Genomic DNA, 18,934 nt, shown 5'->3' with positions numbered 1-18,934 from the left:
ATCACTCCGGCCTGATCATCCCTTCACGGCCGGCCCGACGACAGCCGCGCGGCCAGCAGATGCACGTCGTGCGCCCGCATCCGTTCAAAATTGCCAAGGCCCAAGACCAGGGCGCGCATCACCTCGGTTTGGCGGGTGTGTTCGGGATGCTGCGGCAAGGACGCCTCGGCTCGCGCCAACTCCGCATCCAGCTCGGCCATCATATCGGCCAGGATTCCGTCGTTCATCTGATCCTCCGTCGCGCCGCCGACAGCCTCTTTAGACCACGAACGGAACATAAAGGGAACGTCCGCCGACTGCTTCTTGTGGAGAATCGAAATCGGCACTCGCCCCTGCCTCATGCAGCGCCGCAGCACGGCGCCGTTTCGTTGCAGAGTCGCAGCAAACCCGCCTTAACCGCGACGCAAGCCCCCGCTTTCCTGCAATGGTCGAGTTGGATTGGTTCGTTTTGAGTCGATGAGGAGCGCCTATTGAAGGTGAGGGCATGGCACCTAGTCCGAAACCGGATCGTACGGCTCTGCGCATGAAGGCTGGGTTCCGCCTGCCTCCCATGCCTATAGCGGGCCATGTCATGCTCCTGGTGGTGGGGGTTCTAATCGCCGCCCAGGGCGCCACACTGGTCCTGACCTTGACCTTCCCTCCCCAGCCCCCGGCCCAGCACAGCCTCGAGGACATCGCCAAGGCGATGCGCGGCCAGGCGGTTCAGGCCCATGACGCCCGCCCCCTATTGCGGCAGGTCGCCTACCACCGCCCGCGCGCGGAAGGTCCGGGTTGGCTCAGCGCCGTCGGTCCCCGCGACCGTCTCGCCGCCCTGTTGGACGCCGATCCCTCCGACGTCATTCTGATGTTCTACGTGCCGCTCCCCGCCGGCGCACAGCCGATGAGGCAGAGCCCGCCCGCGGATCAACCTGGGCCTCACACCGCGCCCCAAGCCGCGCCTTCGCGGTCGGCGCCGTCCACCATCGCGGTCGCCTCCTTGCTCCCGGTCGACGTCGCCGCCCCCCTGCTGATCCGCGCGCGTCAGATGGGCGCTCCGGCCGCGCCTTTTCTCGGCCGGCCCGGCCCAGGTCTTCCGCCCGGCGCCTTCCCCCGGGACGGCTTCAATCCAGGGCCGCGAGGCGAGACGCCGGACGGCTTTTCCACGCATGTGGCTGTGGATCGCGCCTCGGGCGGTGCGCGAACCCCGCCCTGGACGGGGGCTCAGAACCGGCTGGCCCGACCGACGCCCTCCCGTCTCAACCTGGCGACGCCGGCCGCCGTGGACCCGCTGCGTCCCTCCGGTCAGACGGGCGACGGGGCGTCGCTGACGCCGGGGGGCATCGGCATGGGCCGCGCCCTGGCGGCCGCCCTCGCCGCCCGTCGCCGCGGCGCTGCTCCCGTCTATGGCGCCATGACGACGGCCGGGCTCTCGACCACCGTCTCCGCATCTTCCATCGCCTCGGACGCCCCGTGGCCGAGTATGACGAAGAGCCCGCCCGCCGCGCCGTCCGAACCCACGTCCGCACCTTCGCCTGCGGCTCCAGCTCCGATCCGCGCCGACGCCCAAGCCCCCGCGTCCGAGCGGCCCCTCGCCCAGGGCCGCCCCGGGTCGGCGGACGCCGAAGACGCAGATCTGGAGCCGACGGCTGACGCCTCATCGGCGCCGGCGGCTGTGCGTCGCGGTCTCTTTGCTCCCGCCGTGGCAGGCTATGTCGAGGGAGACTTCATCGCCGCCCAGCGGGTCGGCGACCGTTGGATCGTGGTCCGGCCCCGGCCGGAGGGCTTCCCCAACGCTTGGCAGAGCCGCGTGATGCTGTGGTTCGCCCTGTCCTTCACACTGGTCGCGCCCTGGGTTGGCTGTTCTCCCGCAGGCTGGCCGCCCCCTTGCGCAGCTTCGCCGACGCCGCCTTCAACCTGATGCAGGCCCGGCTGAAACGCTATGTCGAGGACCGCACCGCCATGATCGGCGCGATCTCCCACGATCTGCGCCCCCCCTCACCAGGATGCGCTTCCAGCTGGAAGCCGTTCCCGACAAGCTGACACCGGGCCTGGAGAAGGACATGGACCAGATGGAGGCCATGCTCAGCTCCGTCTTTTCAGAATTCGGAAAACCGGCGGCGCGGAGCGGTATCAATGGAGCATGATCCGCTCCGTTGTCGTCACGCCCTCTTGACGCTCGCCTTCCGCTCAGACGGCCATTCGACAGACTGGGTTTGCGCCTGATCAAGGCGGCCGCCGGAACTGTCCTGCAACCAGAACGCTGTGTCTGCTGTCGTCACGCCTGGAATGGTCTTTTGAAGTTCGCCCGTCGCCTCGTCGTCCCGCCCCTCCTGGCCTTGGGTCTGTCCGGCCTCGGGGCCTGCGCCTCCGTGCCTGGCCTGTCGGGCGTTCAGTTAAACCGGGATCAAGCCTCCCAGGGCGGAAAGACGTTCAGCGAGGGCGTGGGCGAGGCGGCGACGGCGCCGCTGGACGATCTCAACCTGCGGCGACAGGAGGTGCCCGAGATCCTGATCACCGCGCGCCGCGCCCCCTATGCGACGGCGGGTCTGCAGCGTTGCTCGGCCGTCATCGCCCAGATCGACGCCCTGGACGAGGCCCTCGGCCCCGATGTCGACCAACCGGCGCCGGCGACCGGCACAGGCGACCAGGCCGCCAACGCCGCCCTCGACATGGTTCGCGACACCGCCACCGATTTCATCCCCCTGAGGAGCTGGGTGCGTCGCCTGTCCGGCGCGGCGGCCCACGATCGGGAGGTTCAGGCGGCGATCCGCGCCGGCCTGGTGCGCCGCGGCTTTCTCAAGGGCATTGCGCACCAGCGCCGCTGCACGCGGAGAGCGGGATAGGCGTCGGCCTGAGGGAAAGAAGTGACTCGCGTGCGGGCGGTAAGGATTCGGCAAGCGCTGGGTGCCGGAATCCATCATTCCGACCGACTTAAGGCACGACAGTCCGCTCTCGGCGCCGATGTCGGCTTCAGGGCCTGACGCCCGTTTCACAAATCGACCCGTTGCGGACATCCAACGCGGAAGGCACGCTGCTCGGTCTGCAAGGGGTAGCGATCATGAGTTCCCACAACCGGCTGACTGTCGAAATGACCGCCGATGATCTAGTGGCGATCAACAATGCGCTTAACGAGGTCTGTCACGGCCCCGACGCAATCCCTGAATGGGAGTTCGAGACTCGTATGGGCTTGGATAGGGCGACTGCGGAGCAGACCTTGGGCCGGATCAAGATCGCACTTGATCAGGTTCGCTGAGCGCCCTTGCCCGATAGTCCGATCCCGATCGATTGCGGACACTCAGCGTTGGGCGAAGAGGCCGTTAAAGCTCCTCAGTTGAAAACGCTGAACCTGACGAGAGTCGTTTGTTGCGGCGACGGAAAACTCCACCAAGCCTACGACCGGGCAGACCACGCTTGTCGTAGCGCCGCGCTTTGAAGTGGCGCTGATTTCGGTGCACGGCCATGACCAGTAGGTCCGAGGGCGTGTGGCGTAGCGAAACTCACCGTTCAGAAAATCAGGCGGTGGAAGCGACGACAGGAGCGGTTGTCCACCCCGCGTCTGGTAGCAACGGATTGATGCTCGGCTGCATGGCGTCAGAGGATCGCCGAACCCGCCCTTTGCGACGGCTTCCCGTTCGTCTCTGTATTCAGGCCATGTTTCACCCGACCTCGGATCAACAAAGAGATACATGCCCTGGAAGACGCCCTCAGTGACTTGGTAAGCCACATCGAATGAAACGGCGTTCCTGGCGCTCGGGGAGGCGGAGTCAGGATCAGGTGATGGTTCCGAACAACTCGCCAGCAGAGTCAGGGAGACGATGAACAGGGCTTGCCGCATCTCGAAACGTTGACACCGATGAGGCCCGCTTTCCACCCTTTCCAGCCCGTCGGAATGTCCGCTTCCTGGCACCGCGACCCGGTTTGTTGACGCCGCGATGTGGGTGGGGGTGACGAAAGACGTGGCGGGGACAGGCGACAGCGGGATTGAGCACATTCAGCCCGTCATCCTCGGGCTTGACCCCTGGATCGAATGCGGATCTGGCAGTGCGCGGGCCGCAGACGCAATGCGGCGGCCTCCGGTCCTCGGGTCAAGCCCGAGGATGACGGGCATGGGGTGAAAGCCCCGCCCCCTCGCCTGCGCGAGAGGGCGGAGCCATCGATCAGTCTTCGGCCTGCCAGCCGCCGGCGAGGGCGCGGAACAGGGCGATCTGGTAGGTGGTGACCAGGGCGTCGGACTGGGCCAGGGCGGCGTCGGCGGCGGCCTGGGTGCGTTCGGCGTCCAGCACCACCAGGAAGCTGTCGGCGCCGGCGTTGAAACGCTGACGCGACAGGGTGGCGGCGCGGGCGGCCTGGTCCCGCGCCTCGGTCAGGGCGGCGCGGCGGTCCAGTTCGTTGGCGTAGTTGCTGAGCGCCGTCTCGGTCTCCTGCAGGGCCGTCAGAACCGTCTGGTCGAAGGTCGCCAGGGCGGCGTCCGAGCGGGCGCCGGCGGCCTGGATCTGGGCGCGGGCGGCGAAGACGTTGGGGAAGGACCAGCTGATCAGCGGACCGAAGCTGAAGCGATAGTTCTGGTCGTCGCCCAGTTCGCTCGACTCCAGCGCCGTCGAGCCGAAGGAGCCGCCCAGGCTGATCTGCGGATAGAGGTTGGCGGTCGCCACGTTCACGCGGGCGGCGGCGGCGGCCAGATTGGCCTCGGCCTGACGCACGTCGGGACGACGCGCCAAGAGAGCCGCGCCGTCGCCGACCGGGATCGGCCGGCTGAGTTGCGGCGGCCGGACGCAAGCCGCGGCGGCCTGGTCGGCCTCGGCCGGGGTGCGGCCGGTCAGGGTGGCCAGGCGGAACAGGGCCTCGTTCCGCGACGCCCGCAGGGTCGGCAGGGTCGCCGCCGTCTGGGCCAGGGCCGCGCGGGCGCTGGCCACGTCCAGACCGGTGCCCGCCCCGCCGTCGAGCAGGGTTTGGGTCAGGTTGGCGGTGTTGCGCTGAAGCTCCAGCGTCCGTTCGGCCACCGCGATCTGGGCGTTGGCCGAGCAGACGTCGGCATAGGCGCGGGCCGTCTCGGCCGCGACCGAGACCTGGACCGTGGCAAGAGCCGCCTCGGCCGCGCGGGCGTCGGCGCGGGCGGCGCGGATGGTGGATTCCACCCGTCCGAACAGATCGACCTCGTAGCTGGCCGCCAGACCGACGTCATAGGTGTCGATCTCGGGGGCGTCCTCGCCGGCGGGCAGGCCGGTGACGGTGGCGGCCGAGGCGCGGCTGCGCTGGGCCTGAGCGCTGGTCGTTGTGCTGGGGAAGCGGCCGACGCGGGCTTCGGACAGGGACGCTCGAACCGCGCGCAGATTGGCGAAGGCCGCCTCCAGCTCGTTGTTCTCGGCGAAGGCCTGACGGATCAGGCCGTCCAGGGTCGGATCGTCGTACAGCCGCCACCAGTCGTCGCGGGCCGGGGCCGCGGCGGTCACGGCCGGATTGGCCGCGCCGACGAAGCCGCCGGTCCCCGAGGTCGGCAGAGCCGCCTCGGGCGCCTTGGGCCCGACCGCGCAGGCGGCGAGCAGGGCGCCGGCGGCTGCGGCGGTCAGGAAGCTGAGGGTCTTGGTGCGGGTCATCAGATGTCCCCTCCCCGACCCGTGGCCGGAGCCGGCGCATTAGGATCGGTCAGGCTGGAAGTTTGATCGTAACGGACGGTCTCGGCGCCGGTGGGCGTCGGCGTCTTGCCCTGCGGCAGTTTGGACGACAGCCAGCGGGTGACGACATAGAAGACCGGGGTGAAGATCAGGCCGAAGAAGGTCACCCCCAGCATGCCGGAGAAGACCGCCGTGCCGAGCGACTGGCGCATTTCGGCGCCGGGCCCGCTCGCCAGCATCAGCGGCACGACGCCGAGGATGAAGGCGAAGGAGGTCATCAGGATCGGGCGCAGACGGGTCCGGGCCGCGGCCACGGCCGCGTCGAACCGGTTCATGCCCTGCTCTTCTTCGGCCTGTTTGGCGAACTCCACGATCAGGATGGCGTTCTTGGCCGCCAGCGCGATCAGAACCACCAGGCCGATCTGGACCAGGATGTTGTTGTCCAGCCCCCGCAGGTTCACACCGATGATGGCGGCCAGCAGACACATGGGCACGATCAGGATGACCGCCAGCGGAAGCGTGAAGGCTTCATACTGGGCCGCCAGCACCAGGAAGACGAAGACCACGGCCATCAGGAAGATCATGGTCGCGCCCGAACCGGCCGCCTTCTGCTGGTAGGCCAGCTCGGTCCACTCGTAGGTGAAGCCTTGCGGCAGGGTGCTGGTCGCCATCTGCTCCATGACCTGCAGGGCCTGGCCGGAGGAGACCCCCATGGCCGGGTTGCCCTGCAGCTCGGACGCCGGGAACAGGTTGTAGCGGACCACGCGCGACGGGCCGGAGTCATTGACCAGATTGGCCACCGACCCGATCGGCACCATGGCCCCACTGGAGGAGCGGGTCTTCAGGTTGGCGATGTCGGCGATGTCGTCGCGGTACTGGGGCTCGGCCTGGGCGGTCACCCGATAGGTGCGGCCCAGAAGGTTGAAGTCGTTGACGTAGGACGAGCCCAGATAGACGCCGAGTGTGTCGAAGACGGCGCTGGGCTGGACGCCCATCATCAGGGCCTTGTCGCGATCGACGTCGGCCGAGATGCGGGGCGAGCCGGTGTTGTAGGTCGAGAAGACCTGGCTGACCTGATCCGGGGCCTGGGCGGCGGCGCCCATCATGGCGAAGGTCGCCCCCTCCAGCGCGCGGTAGCCGGCGCCCGAGGTGTCCTGGATCATCATCTTGAAGCCGTTGCCGTTGCCCAGACCCTGGACCGCCGGCGGGGCGATGACGAAGATCTGCGCGTCCTCGATCTGACCCGTGGCCTGGGTGATGGCCCCGGCCAGGGCGGCGGCGGCCTCTTCCTTGGAGCGTTCTTCGAAGGGATCGAGGCGCACGAAGATGGTGGCGGCGTTCGATCCGAACGAGAAGCTGGCGCCGTCCAGGCCCGCGAAGGCCACGGTGCCGTTGACCCCGTCGGTGCCCTCGATGATCTGACGGGCGCGGGTCATCACCGCCTCCGTCCGGTCCAGGGAGGCGCCGGCCGGCAGCTGAATCACGCCGATCAGGAAGCCCTGATCCTGTTCGGGAATGAAGCCCGAGGGGGTGTCGACCAGACGCCAGGCGGTCAGGCCCAACAGACCGGCGTACAGGATCAGCACGATGCCGACCGTGCGCACCAGACGCGCCGTCAGACGACCATAGCGGTCCGACAGCCAGTCGAAGCCCTCGTTGAACTTCCGTCCGCCCCAGCCGACGTAATAGACGGCGGTCCCCAGGACGCCGGGCTTGCGCACCGGGCCGTGGTCCTTGTCGTGCGGCTTCAGCAACAGGGCGGCCATGGCCGGCGACAGGGTCAGGGAGACGAACAGGGAGATGACCGAGGCCGAGGCGATGACCACGGCGAACTGGCGGTAGAAGATGCCCGGAATGCCCGGCACGAACATGGTCGGCACGAACACCGACACCAGCACCAGGCCGATGGCGATCAGGGCGCCCGAGACCTCCTGCATCGATCGATAGGCGGCTTCCTTGGGCGACAGACCCTCGCTGATCGCCCGCTCCACATTCTCGACCACGACGATGGCGTCATCGACGACGATGCCGACCGCCAGAACCAGAGCGAACAGGGACAGGGAGTTGATCGAATAGCCGAGCGCCAGCTGCACTGCGAAGGTGCCGACCAGGGCGACCGGGATGGCCACGATCGGAATGATGGCCGCGCGCCAGGTCTGAAGGAAGACCATGACCACGATCACGACCAGGACCACGGCCTCGATCAGGGTGTGCTGAACCGACTCAACCGAGGCGGCGACAAATTCGGTGGGGTTGTAGGGCACCGAGACCTGCATCCCGGCCGGCAGTTCGGCCTTGACGGCCTCGACCTCGGCCAGGACCCGATCGGCGGTGCCGAGCGCATTAGCGCCCGGCTGCTGCACGATGGCCAGGCCGACGCCGCGCTGGCCGTCAAAGAAGCCGCGAATGCCGTAGTCCTGGGCCCCCAGTTCGATCCGCGCCACGTCGCGCAGATAGGTGACACGGCCCTCGCTGTCGGTCTTCAGAACGACGTTGGAGAACTGGTCGGGATCGGTCAGACGGCCTTGGACCTGGACCGGCAGTTGGAAGGCCGAGGCGCTGTTCGGGAAGGGCGGCTGGCCGATGGAGCCGGCGGCGGCCTGGACGTTCTGGGCCCGCAGGGCGGCGACGATGTCCGGCCCGGTCAGGCCGCGCTCGGCCGCCTTGGCCGGGTCGATCCAGACCCGCATCGAATAGTTGCCGCCGCCGAAGACCTGGACCGCGCCCACGCCTTCGATCCGCAGCAGGCGGTCCCGCAGGGTCGAGTTGGCGTAGTTGCCGACATAGTCGTTGTTCAGCGAGCCGTCGGGCGAGGTCAGCCCCAGGATCATCAGGAAGCCGCTCTCGGCCTTGTTGACGACCACGCCGGTTTGGCGGACCGCCTCGGGCAGACGCGGTTCGGCCAGGGCCACGCGGTTCTGGACGAGCACCTGGGCGGCGTCCAGATCGGTGCCCGGCTGGAAGGTGACGGTGATCGCCACCGCCCCGTCCGAGGTGGACGAGGAGGTGATGTAGAGCATGCCCTCGACGCCGTTCACCTCCTGCTCGATGGGGGCGGCGACGGTCTCGGCCAAGGTTTCGGCCGAGGCGCCGGGATAGGCGGCGTTGATGGTGATCGTCGGCGGCGCGATCTCCGGATACTGCGACAGGGGCAGCAGCGGATAGGCGAAGACGCCGACAATGGTGATCACCACCGCGATCACGGCCGCGAAGATCGGCCGGTCGATGAAGAAGCGGGATATGTTCATGGCTTAGTCGCCGGTCGAAAGGCTGGTGGCGAACGAGGCGGTGGAGGCCGGGGCCGCCTGGGTGACCGGGGCGTCCGGCGCCTGTTGGGCGACGGGTTGGATCTTGCCGGTCTTGGGCGTGACCTTGGAGCCCGGCTGGGCGGCGCGTTGCAGGCCGGCGATGATGACGCGGTCGGTCGGGGCCAGACCCGACTTGATCACGCGCAAACCTTGGACGATCGGACCCAGTTCGACGGGCTTGGTCGTGACCGACCCGTCGGCGTTGACGACCGAGACGACGCGGCGCGCCTGATCGGTGCCGACGGCGGTGTCGGGCACCAGCAGGGCGTCATAGGAGCCGGCGCCGGCGACCTGGGCGCGGCCGAACAGGCCGGGCCGCAGGAAGCCGTCGGCGTTCGGCACAATGGCGCGCATGCGGATCACGCCGGACGAGGTGTCCAGGGCGTTGTCCGAAAAGTCCAGCCGGCCGGTGCGGGTGAAGCCGCTCTCGTCCTGCAGGCGGATGCGAACCGGGGAGCCCTGGCTGGCGCCGCCGTCTCGCATATATTTCAACAGCACCGCTTCCGAACCGTCGAAGACGAAGTGGATCGGACCGCCCGAGACGATGGTGGTCAGGACGTCGCCCGCCGAGGAGCCGCCGGCAACCAGATTGCCCGGATCGACGCGACGATCCGAGACCCGGCCCGAGGTCGGCGCCGTGACGCGGGTGTATTCCAGGTTCAGCTGGGCGGTGCGAACGGCGGCGTTGGCCGCCGCGAGATTGGCCTGGGCCGCATCGACCGCCGCCTTGTTGGCGTCATATTCGGCCCGGGAAACGGCCTGGGAGGCCAGCAGGGTCTCGCTGCGCGCCAGATTGGCGCGGGCCAGGGTCAGCTGCGACTGCATCTGGGCGACCTGGGCCTGGGCCTGGGCCAGGGCGGCCTGGGCGGGGCGCGGGTCCAGGGTGAAGAGCAGCTGGCCCTTCTGGACCATCTGGCCGTCGCGGAAATGGACCGCCTGGATATAGCCGCCGACGCGGGCGCGGACATCCACGCTCTCGATCGCTTCGAAGCGTCCCGTGAACTCGTCCCAGTCCACCACCTTCTGCTGCAGAGGCGTGGCCACCGTCACCGGCGGGGCGCCGCCGGGCGCCTGGCCCTCGGCCTTGGGGGAACATCCATAAAGCGCGCCCGTCACCATGACGGACACGGCCGCAATCTTCAGCCCGCGCATCTGCGCAATCTCCCTGTCGGAGGTAAATCCCTGTCGTGCGGATGAGGACCGGTGGGGAGCCGGCCTTGTCAACGCATGGTGACTCAATGGGTGGCGTCGTGACGCTTGTCAACAGGCGTTGACAAAGCCATATGGAGGCTACGGTTATTCATTCTGGAGTGTCGCCCCCTTGTTATGTCCCGGCCCCCGCCCGAGGAAAGCCGCCGCCACCCGCACGGCCATCCTCGAAGCAGCACGCGACCGTTTCGCGGCCGAGAGCTATGACGATGTGGGCATGCGCGACATCGCCCGCGACGTCGGCGTCGATGCGGCCCTGATCAGCCGCTATTTCGGCTCCAAGGACGATCTGTTCCTGGCGGCCCTGGACAGCTGCAGCGACGGCAGCACCCTGATGTCGGGCGACAAGTCCGAGTTCGGCCGGCGCGTCGCCCACGAGATCGTCTTCGAGCCCAAGAAGGCTGAAAAGCTGAAGGGCATGGCGATCATGCTGCGCTCCATCGGCTCGAACAAGGCCGCTGAAATGGTTCAGAACACCTGCACGGCCCGCTTCTTCGGCCCGCTTGAGGAATGGATCAGCGGACCAGACGCCCGGGTCCGCGCCCGCCTCTTGGCCGGTTTCATCATGGGGATGTCGGTCAGCCGCGAACTGGGCGGCGGCAGTTTCAACATCGACCAGGCCGACTGCGAAAAGATGCGCGACCGCCTGGCCCCGATCCTTCAGGGCCTGATCGACGGCTGACCGTCCGCGCGGAATTGAAAAGGGCGCGGAGATGGCTCTCCGCGCCCTTTGTCGTGTCTGAAGACCGGCCTCAGTGCGAGACGGTGGTCGTCACCTCGGTCTTGGCCTTGGTGCGGATGCAGGCCACGGCGAAGATCGTCAGGCCGACATAGCCCAGCATCGGCACGACGAAGGCCGGCTGAAGCGCGCCGGCGGCGTCGGCGATGCGCGCCGCCACCTGGGGCAGCAGGGCGCCGCCGATGATGCCGAAGACCAACAGGCCCGAGGTGGCCGAGGTGGGGGCGGTGGACCGCTCCAGGGTCAGGGTGAAGATGGTCGGGAACATGATCGAGTTGAACAGGCCGATCGACAGGGCCGCATAGGCCGCCGTCGGTCCGCCGATCCGGCTGACGACGAAGCAGAGGACCGCCGCCGTCACGGTGCAGACCGCCAGGACGATTCCCGGCCGGACCTGGGTCAGAACGAGCGAGCCGATGAAGCGGCCGACCATGGCGCCGCCCCAGTAGAGGGCGACCATCTTGCCCGCCGTCTCGATCGGCGCGTTCAGGGTCTCGGGGCTTTCGAGGAAGTTGGTCAGCATGCCGCCGATGGCCACTTCAGAACCGACGTAGAGGAAAATGGCCAGGGCGCCGAAGATCGCCCAAGGCGAGGTCAAGGCCTTCAGCGGCGAGACCGCCTGGGTGGCGGCCGGCGCCGCTGCATTGATCTTCTTGCGGGCGGTGAAGATGAAGAAGGCCACCACGGCGAAGAAGGCGCCCATGCCCAGGAAGGCCATGTCGATGCTGCGCAGCGACTGGGTGCGGGTGGCGGCCGTGACCACGGCGCCGGCGGCGAAGACGCCGCCCGTCAACAGGACGTGCGACCCCAGCCACGGACCGACCGTGGTGCCCAGGGAGTTGAAGGCCTGGGACAGATTCAGACGGCTGGAGGCGCCCTTGGGCGCGCCCAGTTCAGCCACCAGCGGATTGGCCGCGACCTGAAGCAGGGTGACGCCCGAGGCGATGACGAACAGGGCGATCAGCACGCCCGGATACCAGTCGGCGGCCGTCGCGGCCGGCACGATCAGACAGCCCGCCACCATGACGACCAGGGCGCCGATGATCGAACGGCTGTAGCCCAGCCGGCCCAGCACCGCCGCCGCCGGCAGGGACATCAGTCCATAGGCGATGAACCAGGCGAAGGTCGTCAGAAAGGCCTCGGCGTTGTTCAGATCGAACACCCGCTTCACCGCCGCGATCAGCGGATCGATCAGCGAGGTGGCGAAGCCCCAGGCGAAGAAGAGCGTGGTGACATAGGCGAAGGCCAGGCCTGTGCCCTGACGTCTTGCGGCCTCTGGTGCGGACATGAATATTCCCCCTTACGGATGATACGAAGACGCCGCGCTGTGCCCGCGCGGTTCTGATCGCCTTGGTTCGGCCATAGCGGACGCGCCGTCCAGCGGAAAAAGGGCGCCTGTAACCAAACTTTGGCGCGCAGTGGGCCCACAGAAGAAAAAGGCCGCCTCGTTTCCGAGGCGGCCCGAGTTTGCTCAGGGGAGAAATCAGAAGCGGTAGTTCATGCCCACCGCGAAGGTCCGGCCGTAGCTCTGATAGTCGATGGTCCGGCGCTCATCGCCGTTTTCGAAGGTCTTGAACGGCTCGTCGGTCAGGTTGTTGACCTGGGCCAGGATCGACAGGCCTTCCAGCGGGCCGGACTGGAACTCATAGCCGATCTGGGCGTCGACCACGGTTTCCGCCGCGACCGACCGCAGGGTGCGGCCGTTGCCGAAGCCGGCGACCTCGCCCAGGAAGTCCGACCGGTAGCGACCCGAGACCCGCGCCTGGAAGCCGTAACGCTCATAATAGAGGGTGCCGTTGACCACCGTCTCCGACAGGCCCGGCAGGGTGGTCGGGGCCTGGGTCGGGTCGGGCTGGACCTCGCTGTCGGTCGCAGACGCGCTGAACACGCCCCCGAAGCCTTCAAGCGCCGGAAGGAAGATGTCGAACGGCGCCGACACCGAGAACTCCAGACCCTTGATCCAGCCGCCGTCGCCGTTGTCCGGTGCCCCGACAAGGCCCTGCCGCAGGGCCGGCTCGGGATTGGTCGGCGAGATCACGCCGATCGGATAGCCGGTGAAGTCGAAGATCTGGTTGCGGTTATAGACGTAGGTTTCGAGGTGTTTGTAGAAGCCGGCCAGCGAGACATAGCCTCGGCGGTTGGCGAAATACTTCTCGAACGACAGGTCCGCGACGTCGGCGATATAGGGCCGCAGTTCCGGATTGCCGCCGCCGCCGCCCCACGGCGAACGGTTGATGTCCGTCGATTGGGCCAGGCTGGTGTTGTAGCTGTAGTTCCGCGAGGCGCGCATGTCGTCCATTCGCGGACGCGCCAGGGTGCGCGAGACCGCAAAGCGGGCGAACAGGTCGTCGCCGACCTCCAGGATGAAGTTGGAGCTTGGCAGGATTTCCAGATATTCCGCACCGCCGTTGACGGCGATCGTTTCGGCCACGCCGGGACCCACCTGACGGGCCGAGAAGCCGCTGGAGCTCTGATCCGTATAGACGAACTGCATGCCGACATTGCCGGTCAGGGGCATGCCGAACAGTTCGTGGTCGATGTTGGCGCGGATGTAGGCGGTCGAGACCTTTTCGGTCACTTCCCAGTTTCCGGCGGCGACGTCGGCGTTGGGATTGCGAACCCGGCTCAGCAGGCCGCTGTTGACCACGCCCAGGGCGTCATAGCTCAGCACCTGCGAGATGCCGAGATAGCCCAGGTCGGTCGGGGCCAGCAGATATTGCGACGGCACGAACAGATCGCCGCCGCCGGGGACGCCGATATAGTACTGGTCGTTGACGAAGCTCTTGTTGCGCTCGGTATAGTTCAGGCCGAAGTCGATGGAGCTGAACGGGCTCTGGTTCAGAGTCCGCTTGGCGGTGATGCGGGCCGCCTTCAGCTCGTCCTCGATCGAGGGCGTGTTCATATAGCCGACCTGGCCGCCCGGAATGACGTCTGACCCCCAGCCCTGGGCCGAGGTGATGCGGATCAGGCTGGCGTCGGCGTAGTCGAGCCGGCTGTTGAACCGGGTCACCCCGTCGTCGGTCAGTTCGAAGCCCAGGGTGTCCAGGGCGCCGTTGATGTTGCGGCCCGTCCCGGCGTTGGTCTCCAGGATGATGTCGTCACGTTCGACCTTCGAATAGCTGAGGTCCAGACCCAGGGTCCAATCGTCATTGGCGACGAATTCGGTGTTCCAGCCCAGGGCGGTGATGTTGCTGTCGCGCTTGTTCAGGTCGTTGCGGACCACGCCCTTGATGTTGTCCCAGGTGCCGGCGACGATCAGGCCGTCTTCCACGGTGTAGCCGGGGCGCAGCGAAGGGGCGGGACGGCAGACGTTCGGGGTCGGGACATTGCTAGTGATCTGGCAGCCGCCGAGCGTCGTGTCATTGCGCGCGGGATTTTCTGAAAACCCGCCCCAGGCCAGCGGGAATTCGATGCCGCGCAGAACCTGGGTGTTCTTGAACTCGGAATAGAAGGCGTCGATCGTCGAATGGATGCGGTCGTTCGGGCGCCATTCCAAGACGCCCATATAGCCGTCGCGCTCCAGCTCCGAGGACATGACGTAGGGCTTGACGCCGCCGGTCAGCAGATTGCCGTCGCTATAGGTCGGATAGCCCCAGGCGTTGAACCGCTCGGACTGATAGGGCGAGCTCATGTGGGCGTAGCCCAAGGCGACGCCGAGCGTGCCGTCCATGAACTGGTCGATGTAGGAGACGGTGTAGCGGTCCCCGCTGTCGGTCGTGCCCGAGTTCAGGGCGCCGATGTCGTTCCACTCATGCCGATAGTTCAGGGCGATGGCCTGACGGCCGTAGGCCAGGGGCCGCACGGTGCGCAGATCGACCGAGCCCGCCAAGCCCTGACCCAGCAGGGCCGCATCCGGGGTCTTGTAGACGACGACGCTGCCCAGCAGTTCCGACGGGAACTGGTCGAACTCGACGCCGCGGTTGTCGCCGGTGGTGACCAGTTCGCGGCCGTTCAGCAGGGCGGTGGTGAAGTCCGGGCCCAGGCCGCGGATGGAGATCTGCTGGCTGCGGCCGTCCAGGCGCTGCATCGTCACGCCGGGCAGACGCGCCAGGGATTCGGCGATCGAGACGTCCGGCAGCTTGCCGATGTCCTCGGCCGAAATGACTTCGACGATCGAGGTGTTGTTGGCCTTGGCCGAGATCGAGGCCTCGATCGAGCGGCGGATGCCGGTGACGACGATTTCGCCGACTTCGGTCGGCGCTTGGTCAGCCTGAGCGGCGGTGGTCGCGGTTTGAGCCTGCGCCGCACCGACGGCGGCGAAGGCGGCGGCGCCGACAGCAGCGCCCGACAGCAGGCGCACGCGCCGGTTAAGACGTAGAGACATGGTCATCCTCCCTGGGGGCCGCCGCGATTCTGAATGTCGCAGCCGAAGCCTTCGCAAAAATATGCAAATCTTGGACAAGGTTGCAAGCCGTTAATGTGGGCGACGCATTTTCGTCGCACTCTCCAAAGCTGCGGAAGCCCGATATACGCGGATATACGGAGGGGTGCAGCCAAGCTTTCGCTGCATTGCATCATTCCAATCCGCGTTGACAGGCGGCCCCAGGGCTGCAAAATCTTGCAAATCGATCTGGAAGGCTTTGCACTTTCCAGACAGGAGGACCGACAGGATGAGCCTTGCCCCCCGCAAGACGAACCGCGCCCGCGCCTTGGCCGCAGCGACGGCTCTGATGGCGAGCCTTTCGGCCCTGCCCTTTCAGGCCCGCGCCGAGGCCCCGGCCGCGTCGCCCGCAGCCGACGCCCTGACGGCGCTGCGTCAGCGTCCGCCGCAGGACGAGGTCATTTACTTCCTGCTGCCCGACCGGTTCGCCAACGGCGATCCCGCGAACGACCACGGCGGCTACGCCCCCGAGCGGCTGAAAAGCGGCTTCGATCCGTCGGACACCGACTTCTACCACGGCGGCGATCTCGCCGGGGTGACGCAGCGGCTGGACTATATTCAGGGCCTGGGCGCCACCGCCGTCTGGCTGGCCCCCGTGTTCAAGAACAAGCCGGTGCAGATGCACAACGGCTACACCGGCGCGGCGCACCACGGCTACTGGATCACCGACTTCACGGCCGTCGATCCCCATTTCGGCGATGAGACGGCGATGCGGGCCCTGGTCGATGCGGCCCATGCGCGGGGCATGAAGGTCTATCTGGACATCGTCGCCAACCACACGGCCGACGTCATCCGCTACCGCGAATGCCCGGACAGGCCGTGCGAATACCGCAGCCGGGCCGACTATCCCTACACCCGCCGCGGCGGAGTGGACGGGGCGGCGATCAACGCGGGCTTCGACGGACGGGACTTCTCGCGCCTGACCCGGCCCGACTACGCCTACACCCCCTATGTCCCGGCGGGCGAAGAGACCGCCAAGATCCCGGCCTGGCTGAACGACCCCATCCACTATCATAACCGGGGCGACAGCACCTTCGCGGGCGAAAGCTCGCTGGACGGGGACTTCGCCGGTCTGGACGACCTGCTGACCGAGGACCCCGTCGTGGTCCAGGGCATGATCGACATCTTCGGCGGCTGGATCGACAAGTACGGCATCGACGGCTTCCGCATCGACACCGCCCGCCACGTGAATCCGGAATTCTGGCAGGCCTTCATCCCCGCCATGCTGGAGCGGGCGCGGGCCAAGGGCATTCCGAACTTCCACATCTTCGGCGAGGTCTATGACCCCGACCCGGCGGTGACGGCGCGGTTCACCCGGGAGGACGCCTATCCCGCCGTGCTGGACTTCCCCTTCCAGAAGACCGCGGTCGAGGTCGCGTCCGGCAAGACGGGAACCGACGCCCTGGCCCGACTGTTCGCCGCCGACGCCGTCTACGCGAAGGGCGCCGAGACGGCCGCCGTCCTGCCGACCTTCCTGGGCAATCACGACATGGGCCGGGTCGGCTTCTTCGTGAAACAGGCCAATCCGCAGGCGGACGAGGCCGAGATCCTGGCCCGGGTGAAACTGGCCCACGCCCTGATGATGTTCAGCCGGGGCGTGCCCACCCTCTATTACGGCGACGAACAGGGCTTCGCCGGGGCCGGCGGCTATGGAAACTCGCGCCAGGACATGTGGCCCAGCCGGACCCAGGTCTATGCGGCGGAACAGCCGATCGGCGGACGGCAGACGCCCTATTCCACGACAGCGCCCCTCTATAAGGCCATCGCCGAAATGGCCCGGATTCGCGCCGCTGATCCCGCCCTGCGCCGGGGCCGACAGATCGTCCGCGCGGCAGGCGACGCGCCCGGCCTGTTCGCCCTGTCTCGTCTGGACCAGTCCGGCGGCGAGACCCTGGTCCTGTTGAACAGCTCGACCGCCGCAGTCACGGCCCAGGTCGAGGTGGAGCCCGGTTCGCTGCGGTGGCAAGCTGTGCGCGGCGACTGCGAATCCCAGGCCTCGGCGCCGGCCAGCTACGCCGTCCGCATTCCCCCTCTCGACTATCTGATCTGCAAGAGCACGCCCCAGTGAACGCCCACAGCCTCGATCTCGCGACCGCCGCCCAGCCGGCGACCGCCCACACTGAATGGTGGCGGGGCGCCGTTCTGTACCAGATCTATCCCCGCAGTTTCGCCGATGCGAACAACGACGGGGTCGGCGACCTGAAGGGGATCACCGACCATCTGGACCACGTCGCCTCGCTGGGGGTGGACGGCATCTGGCTGTCGCCCTTCTTCACCTCGCCGATGAAGGACTTCGGCTATGACGTCGCCGACTATTGCGACGTCGATCCGATCTTCGGAACCCTGGACGATTTCGACGCCCTGGTGGCGCGCGCCCACGCGTTGGGCCTGAAGGTGGTGATCGACCAGGTCTTCTCGCACACCTCGGACGAGCACCCGTGGTTCCTGGACAGCCGGGCCTCGCGCACCGGACCGCACGCCGATTGGTACGTCTGGGCCGACGCCAAGCCGGACGGATCGCCGCCGTCGAACTGGCAGTCGGTGTTCGGCGGCCCGGCCTGGACCTGGGACGCGCGGCGCGGCCAGTACTATATGCACAACTTCCTGGCCTCGCAGCCGCAGCTGAACGTCAGGAACCCCGAGGTCCAGGACGCCCTGATCGCAGCGGCGCGCTTCTGGCTGGACCGGGGCGTCGACGGCTTCCGGCTGGACGCCATCAACTTCTCCATCCACGACCTGAAGCTGACCGACAATCCGCCGATCAACGACGGCAAGAAGCGCACCCGCCCCTTCGACTTCCAGGACAAGATCTACAACCAGAGCCAGCCGGAGATCCTGGGCTTCCTGAACCGCATCCGCGCCCTGACCGACAGCTATGAGGGGCGGTTCACCGTGGCCGAGGTCGGCGGCGATCACGCCGATCGCGAGATGAAGGAATACACCGCCGGGACCGATCGCCTGCACTCGGCCTACGGCTTCCTGTATCTGTACGCCGACACGCTGAAGAGCGAACTGGTCGCGCGGGGCGAGACCATGTGGCCGGACCAGCAGGGCGAAGGCTGGCCGTCCTGGACCTTCTCCAACCATGACGCGCCGCGCGCCGTGTCGCGCTGGGCGCAAGGGCGGGACCGCAAGGCCTTCGCCGAGATGGCCCTGATGCTGCTGGTTTGCCTGCGCGGCAATGTCTTCGTCTATCAGGGCGAGGAGCTGGGCCTGCCCCAGGCCGAGGTGCCGTTCGAGCGGCTGGTCGATCCCGAGGCCATCGCCAACTGGCCCGAGACCCTGGGCCGCGACGGCGCCCGCACGCCCATGCCCTGGCATGCGGATCAGGCCAACGCCGGCTTCTCCACCGTCGAGCCCTGGCTGCCGGTCGATCCCCGTCACCTGCCGCTGGCGGTGGATGCGCAGGAGGCCGACCCGGCCGCGACCCTTCACGTCGCGCGGCGGATGATCCGGCTGCGTCATCAGCACCCGGCCCTGCGCTTCGGCGCCATGGCGCCGATCCAGACCTCGGACCTGCTGGTGTTCGAACGCCGGGAACGGGGCGGCGGCGAAGAGCGGCTGCTGTGCGTCTTCAACCTGGGTCACGAGCGGATCGACTGGAGCCCGCCCGAAAACGCGACGCGGATCGAGGCGATCAACTGGACCGAGGCCGACGGCGCCGCCCTGCCTCCGCTCGCCGGCCTGGTCTTCAGACTGGCATGAT

Annotated in this window: 13 protein-coding genes; 7 read left to right on the top strand and 6 right to left on the bottom strand. The window is 67.6% G+C overall.

Going from position 1 to position 18,934, the window contains the following annotated elements; translation table 11 throughout:
* Positions 1-23: 23 nt before the first annotated feature.
* Positions 24-227 carry a hypothetical protein gene (locus tag ACW178_RS06350; protein ID WP_287106102.1) on the bottom strand — a complete coding sequence of 68 codons (204 nt, stop codon included), beginning with the start codon at positions 225-227 and terminating at the stop codon, positions 24-26.
* 344 nt (positions 228-571) lie between these two features.
* Between ACW178_RS06350 and ACW178_RS06345 the strand changes: the two genes are divergently transcribed.
* From ACW178_RS06345 to ACW178_RS06330, 4 genes are all read left to right on the top strand, one after another.
* A complete protein-coding gene (locus ACW178_RS06345) occupies positions 572-1,897 on the top strand; it encodes a hypothetical protein (protein WP_287106103.1) in 1,326 nt (441 codons plus the stop codon).
* On the top strand, positions 1,864-2,019 hold the full coding sequence (locus tag ACW178_RS06340; RefSeq protein WP_287106104.1) for a hypothetical protein: 156 nt from the start codon (positions 1,864-1,866) through the stop codon (positions 2,017-2,019). Before ACW178_RS06345 ends, ACW178_RS06340 begins: the two co-directional genes overlap by 34 nt.
* 254 nt (positions 2,020-2,273) lie before the next feature.
* Positions 2,274-2,822: a hypothetical protein gene (locus tag ACW178_RS06335; protein ID WP_287106106.1), complete on the top strand. Its 549-nt coding sequence runs from the start codon at positions 2,274-2,276 to the stop codon at positions 2,820-2,822.
* Positions 2,823-3,037: 215 nt separating this feature from the next.
* Positions 3,038-3,232, top strand: a complete 195-nt coding sequence (locus tag ACW178_RS06330) for a hypothetical protein (protein WP_182715203.1) — start codon at positions 3,038-3,040, stop codon at positions 3,230-3,232.
* 904 nt (positions 3,233-4,136) lie between these two features.
* Here ACW178_RS06330 and ACW178_RS06325 read toward each other — a convergent pair.
* Genes ACW178_RS06325 through ACW178_RS06315 form a run of 3 tightly spaced genes read right to left on the bottom strand, consistent with a single transcriptional unit; the run spans position 4,137 to position 10,051 of the window.
* Complete coding sequence (locus tag ACW178_RS06325) at positions 4,137-5,573, bottom strand: efflux transporter outer membrane subunit (RefSeq protein ID WP_287106195.1); 1,437 nt, start codon at positions 5,571-5,573, stop codon at positions 4,137-4,139.
* Positions 5,573-8,839, bottom strand: a complete 3,267-nt coding sequence (locus tag ACW178_RS06320; protein ID WP_492024977.1) for an efflux RND transporter permease subunit — start codon at positions 8,837-8,839, stop codon at positions 5,573-5,575. The genes ACW178_RS06325 and ACW178_RS06320 overlap by 1 nt, the downstream gene beginning before the upstream one ends.
* A gap of 3 nt (positions 8,840-8,842) precedes the next feature.
* Complete coding sequence (locus ACW178_RS06315) at positions 8,843-10,051, bottom strand: efflux RND transporter periplasmic adaptor subunit (protein WP_054764935.1); 1,209 nt, start codon at positions 10,049-10,051, stop codon at positions 8,843-8,845.
* A 274-nt stretch (positions 10,052-10,325) separates the two neighbouring features.
* Here ACW178_RS06315 and ACW178_RS06310 point away from each other — a divergent pair, with 274 nt between their 5' ends.
* Positions 10,326-10,790, top strand: a complete 465-nt coding sequence (locus ACW178_RS06310; RefSeq protein ID WP_054764934.1) for a TetR/AcrR family transcriptional regulator — start codon at positions 10,326-10,328, stop codon at positions 10,788-10,790.
* Between the two features lie 70 nt (positions 10,791-10,860).
* Here the strand turns inward: ACW178_RS06310 and ACW178_RS06305 are convergent, their stop codons facing one another.
* Entirely contained in the window at positions 10,861-12,135 is a 1,275-nt protein-coding gene (locus tag ACW178_RS06305; RefSeq protein WP_152949655.1) for a sugar MFS transporter, read from the bottom strand.
* A 195-nt stretch (positions 12,136-12,330) separates the two neighbouring features.
* A complete protein-coding gene (locus tag ACW178_RS06300) occupies positions 12,331-15,171 on the bottom strand; it encodes a TonB-dependent receptor (RefSeq protein WP_287106193.1) in 2,841 nt (946 codons plus the stop codon).
* Between the two features lie 286 nt (positions 15,172-15,457).
* Between ACW178_RS06300 and ACW178_RS06295 the strand changes: the two genes are divergently transcribed.
* The gene (locus ACW178_RS06295) at positions 15,458-17,296 is read left to right on the top strand and encodes an alpha-amylase family glycosyl hydrolase (RefSeq protein ID WP_287106192.1); all 1,839 of its coding nucleotides are present in this window, start codon (positions 15,458-15,460) and stop codon (positions 17,294-17,296) included.
* Entirely contained in the window at positions 17,293-18,933 is a 1,641-nt protein-coding gene (locus ACW178_RS06290; protein ID WP_287106191.1) for an alpha-amylase family glycosyl hydrolase, read from the top strand. The genes ACW178_RS06295 and ACW178_RS06290 overlap by 4 nt, the downstream gene beginning before the upstream one ends.
* Position 18,934 lies beyond the last annotated feature (1 nt).

Source organism: Brevundimonas sp. AVps4, assembly GCF_058681525.1.
The sequence above is the reverse complement of the archived record's forward strand: the minus strand, read 5'-3'. Positions and strand labels throughout refer to the sequence as shown.

Bases quoted from the DNA above. Each gene is read 5' to 3' on its own strand.
- ACW178_RS06315 (WP_054764935.1), bottom strand. From the start codon at position 10,051: ATGCGCGGGCTGAAGATTGCGGCCGTGTCCGTCATGGTGACGGGCGCG.
- ACW178_RS06330 (WP_182715203.1), top strand. From the start codon at position 3,038: ATGAGTTCCCACAACCGGCTGACTGTCGAAATGACCGCCGATGATCTA.
- ACW178_RS06300 (WP_287106193.1), bottom strand. From the start codon at position 15,171: ATGTCTCTACGTCTTAACCGGCGCGTGCGCCTGCTGTCGGGCGCTGCT.
- ACW178_RS06345 (WP_287106103.1), top strand. From the start codon at position 572: ATGCTCCTGGTGGTGGGGGTTCTAATCGCCGCCCAGGGCGCCACACTG.
- ACW178_RS06295 (WP_287106192.1), top strand. From the start codon at position 15,458: ATGAGCCTTGCCCCCCGCAAGACGAACCGCGCCCGCGCCTTGGCCGCA.
- ACW178_RS06310 (WP_054764934.1), top strand. From the start codon at position 10,326: ATGCGCGACATCGCCCGCGACGTCGGCGTCGATGCGGCCCTGATCAGC.
- ACW178_RS06325 (WP_287106195.1), bottom strand. From the start codon at position 5,573: ATGACCCGCACCAAGACCCTCAGCTTCCTGACCGCCGCAGCCGCCGGC.
- ACW178_RS06320 (WP_492024977.1), bottom strand. From the start codon at position 8,839: ATGAACATATCCCGCTTCTTCATCGACCGGCCGATCTTCGCGGCCGTG.
- ACW178_RS06350 (WP_287106102.1), bottom strand. From the start codon at position 227: ATGAACGACGGAATCCTGGCCGATATGATGGCCGAGCTGGATGCGGAG.
- ACW178_RS06305 (WP_152949655.1), bottom strand. From the start codon at position 12,135: ATGTCCGCACCAGAGGCCGCAAGACGTCAGGGCACAGGCCTGGCCTTC.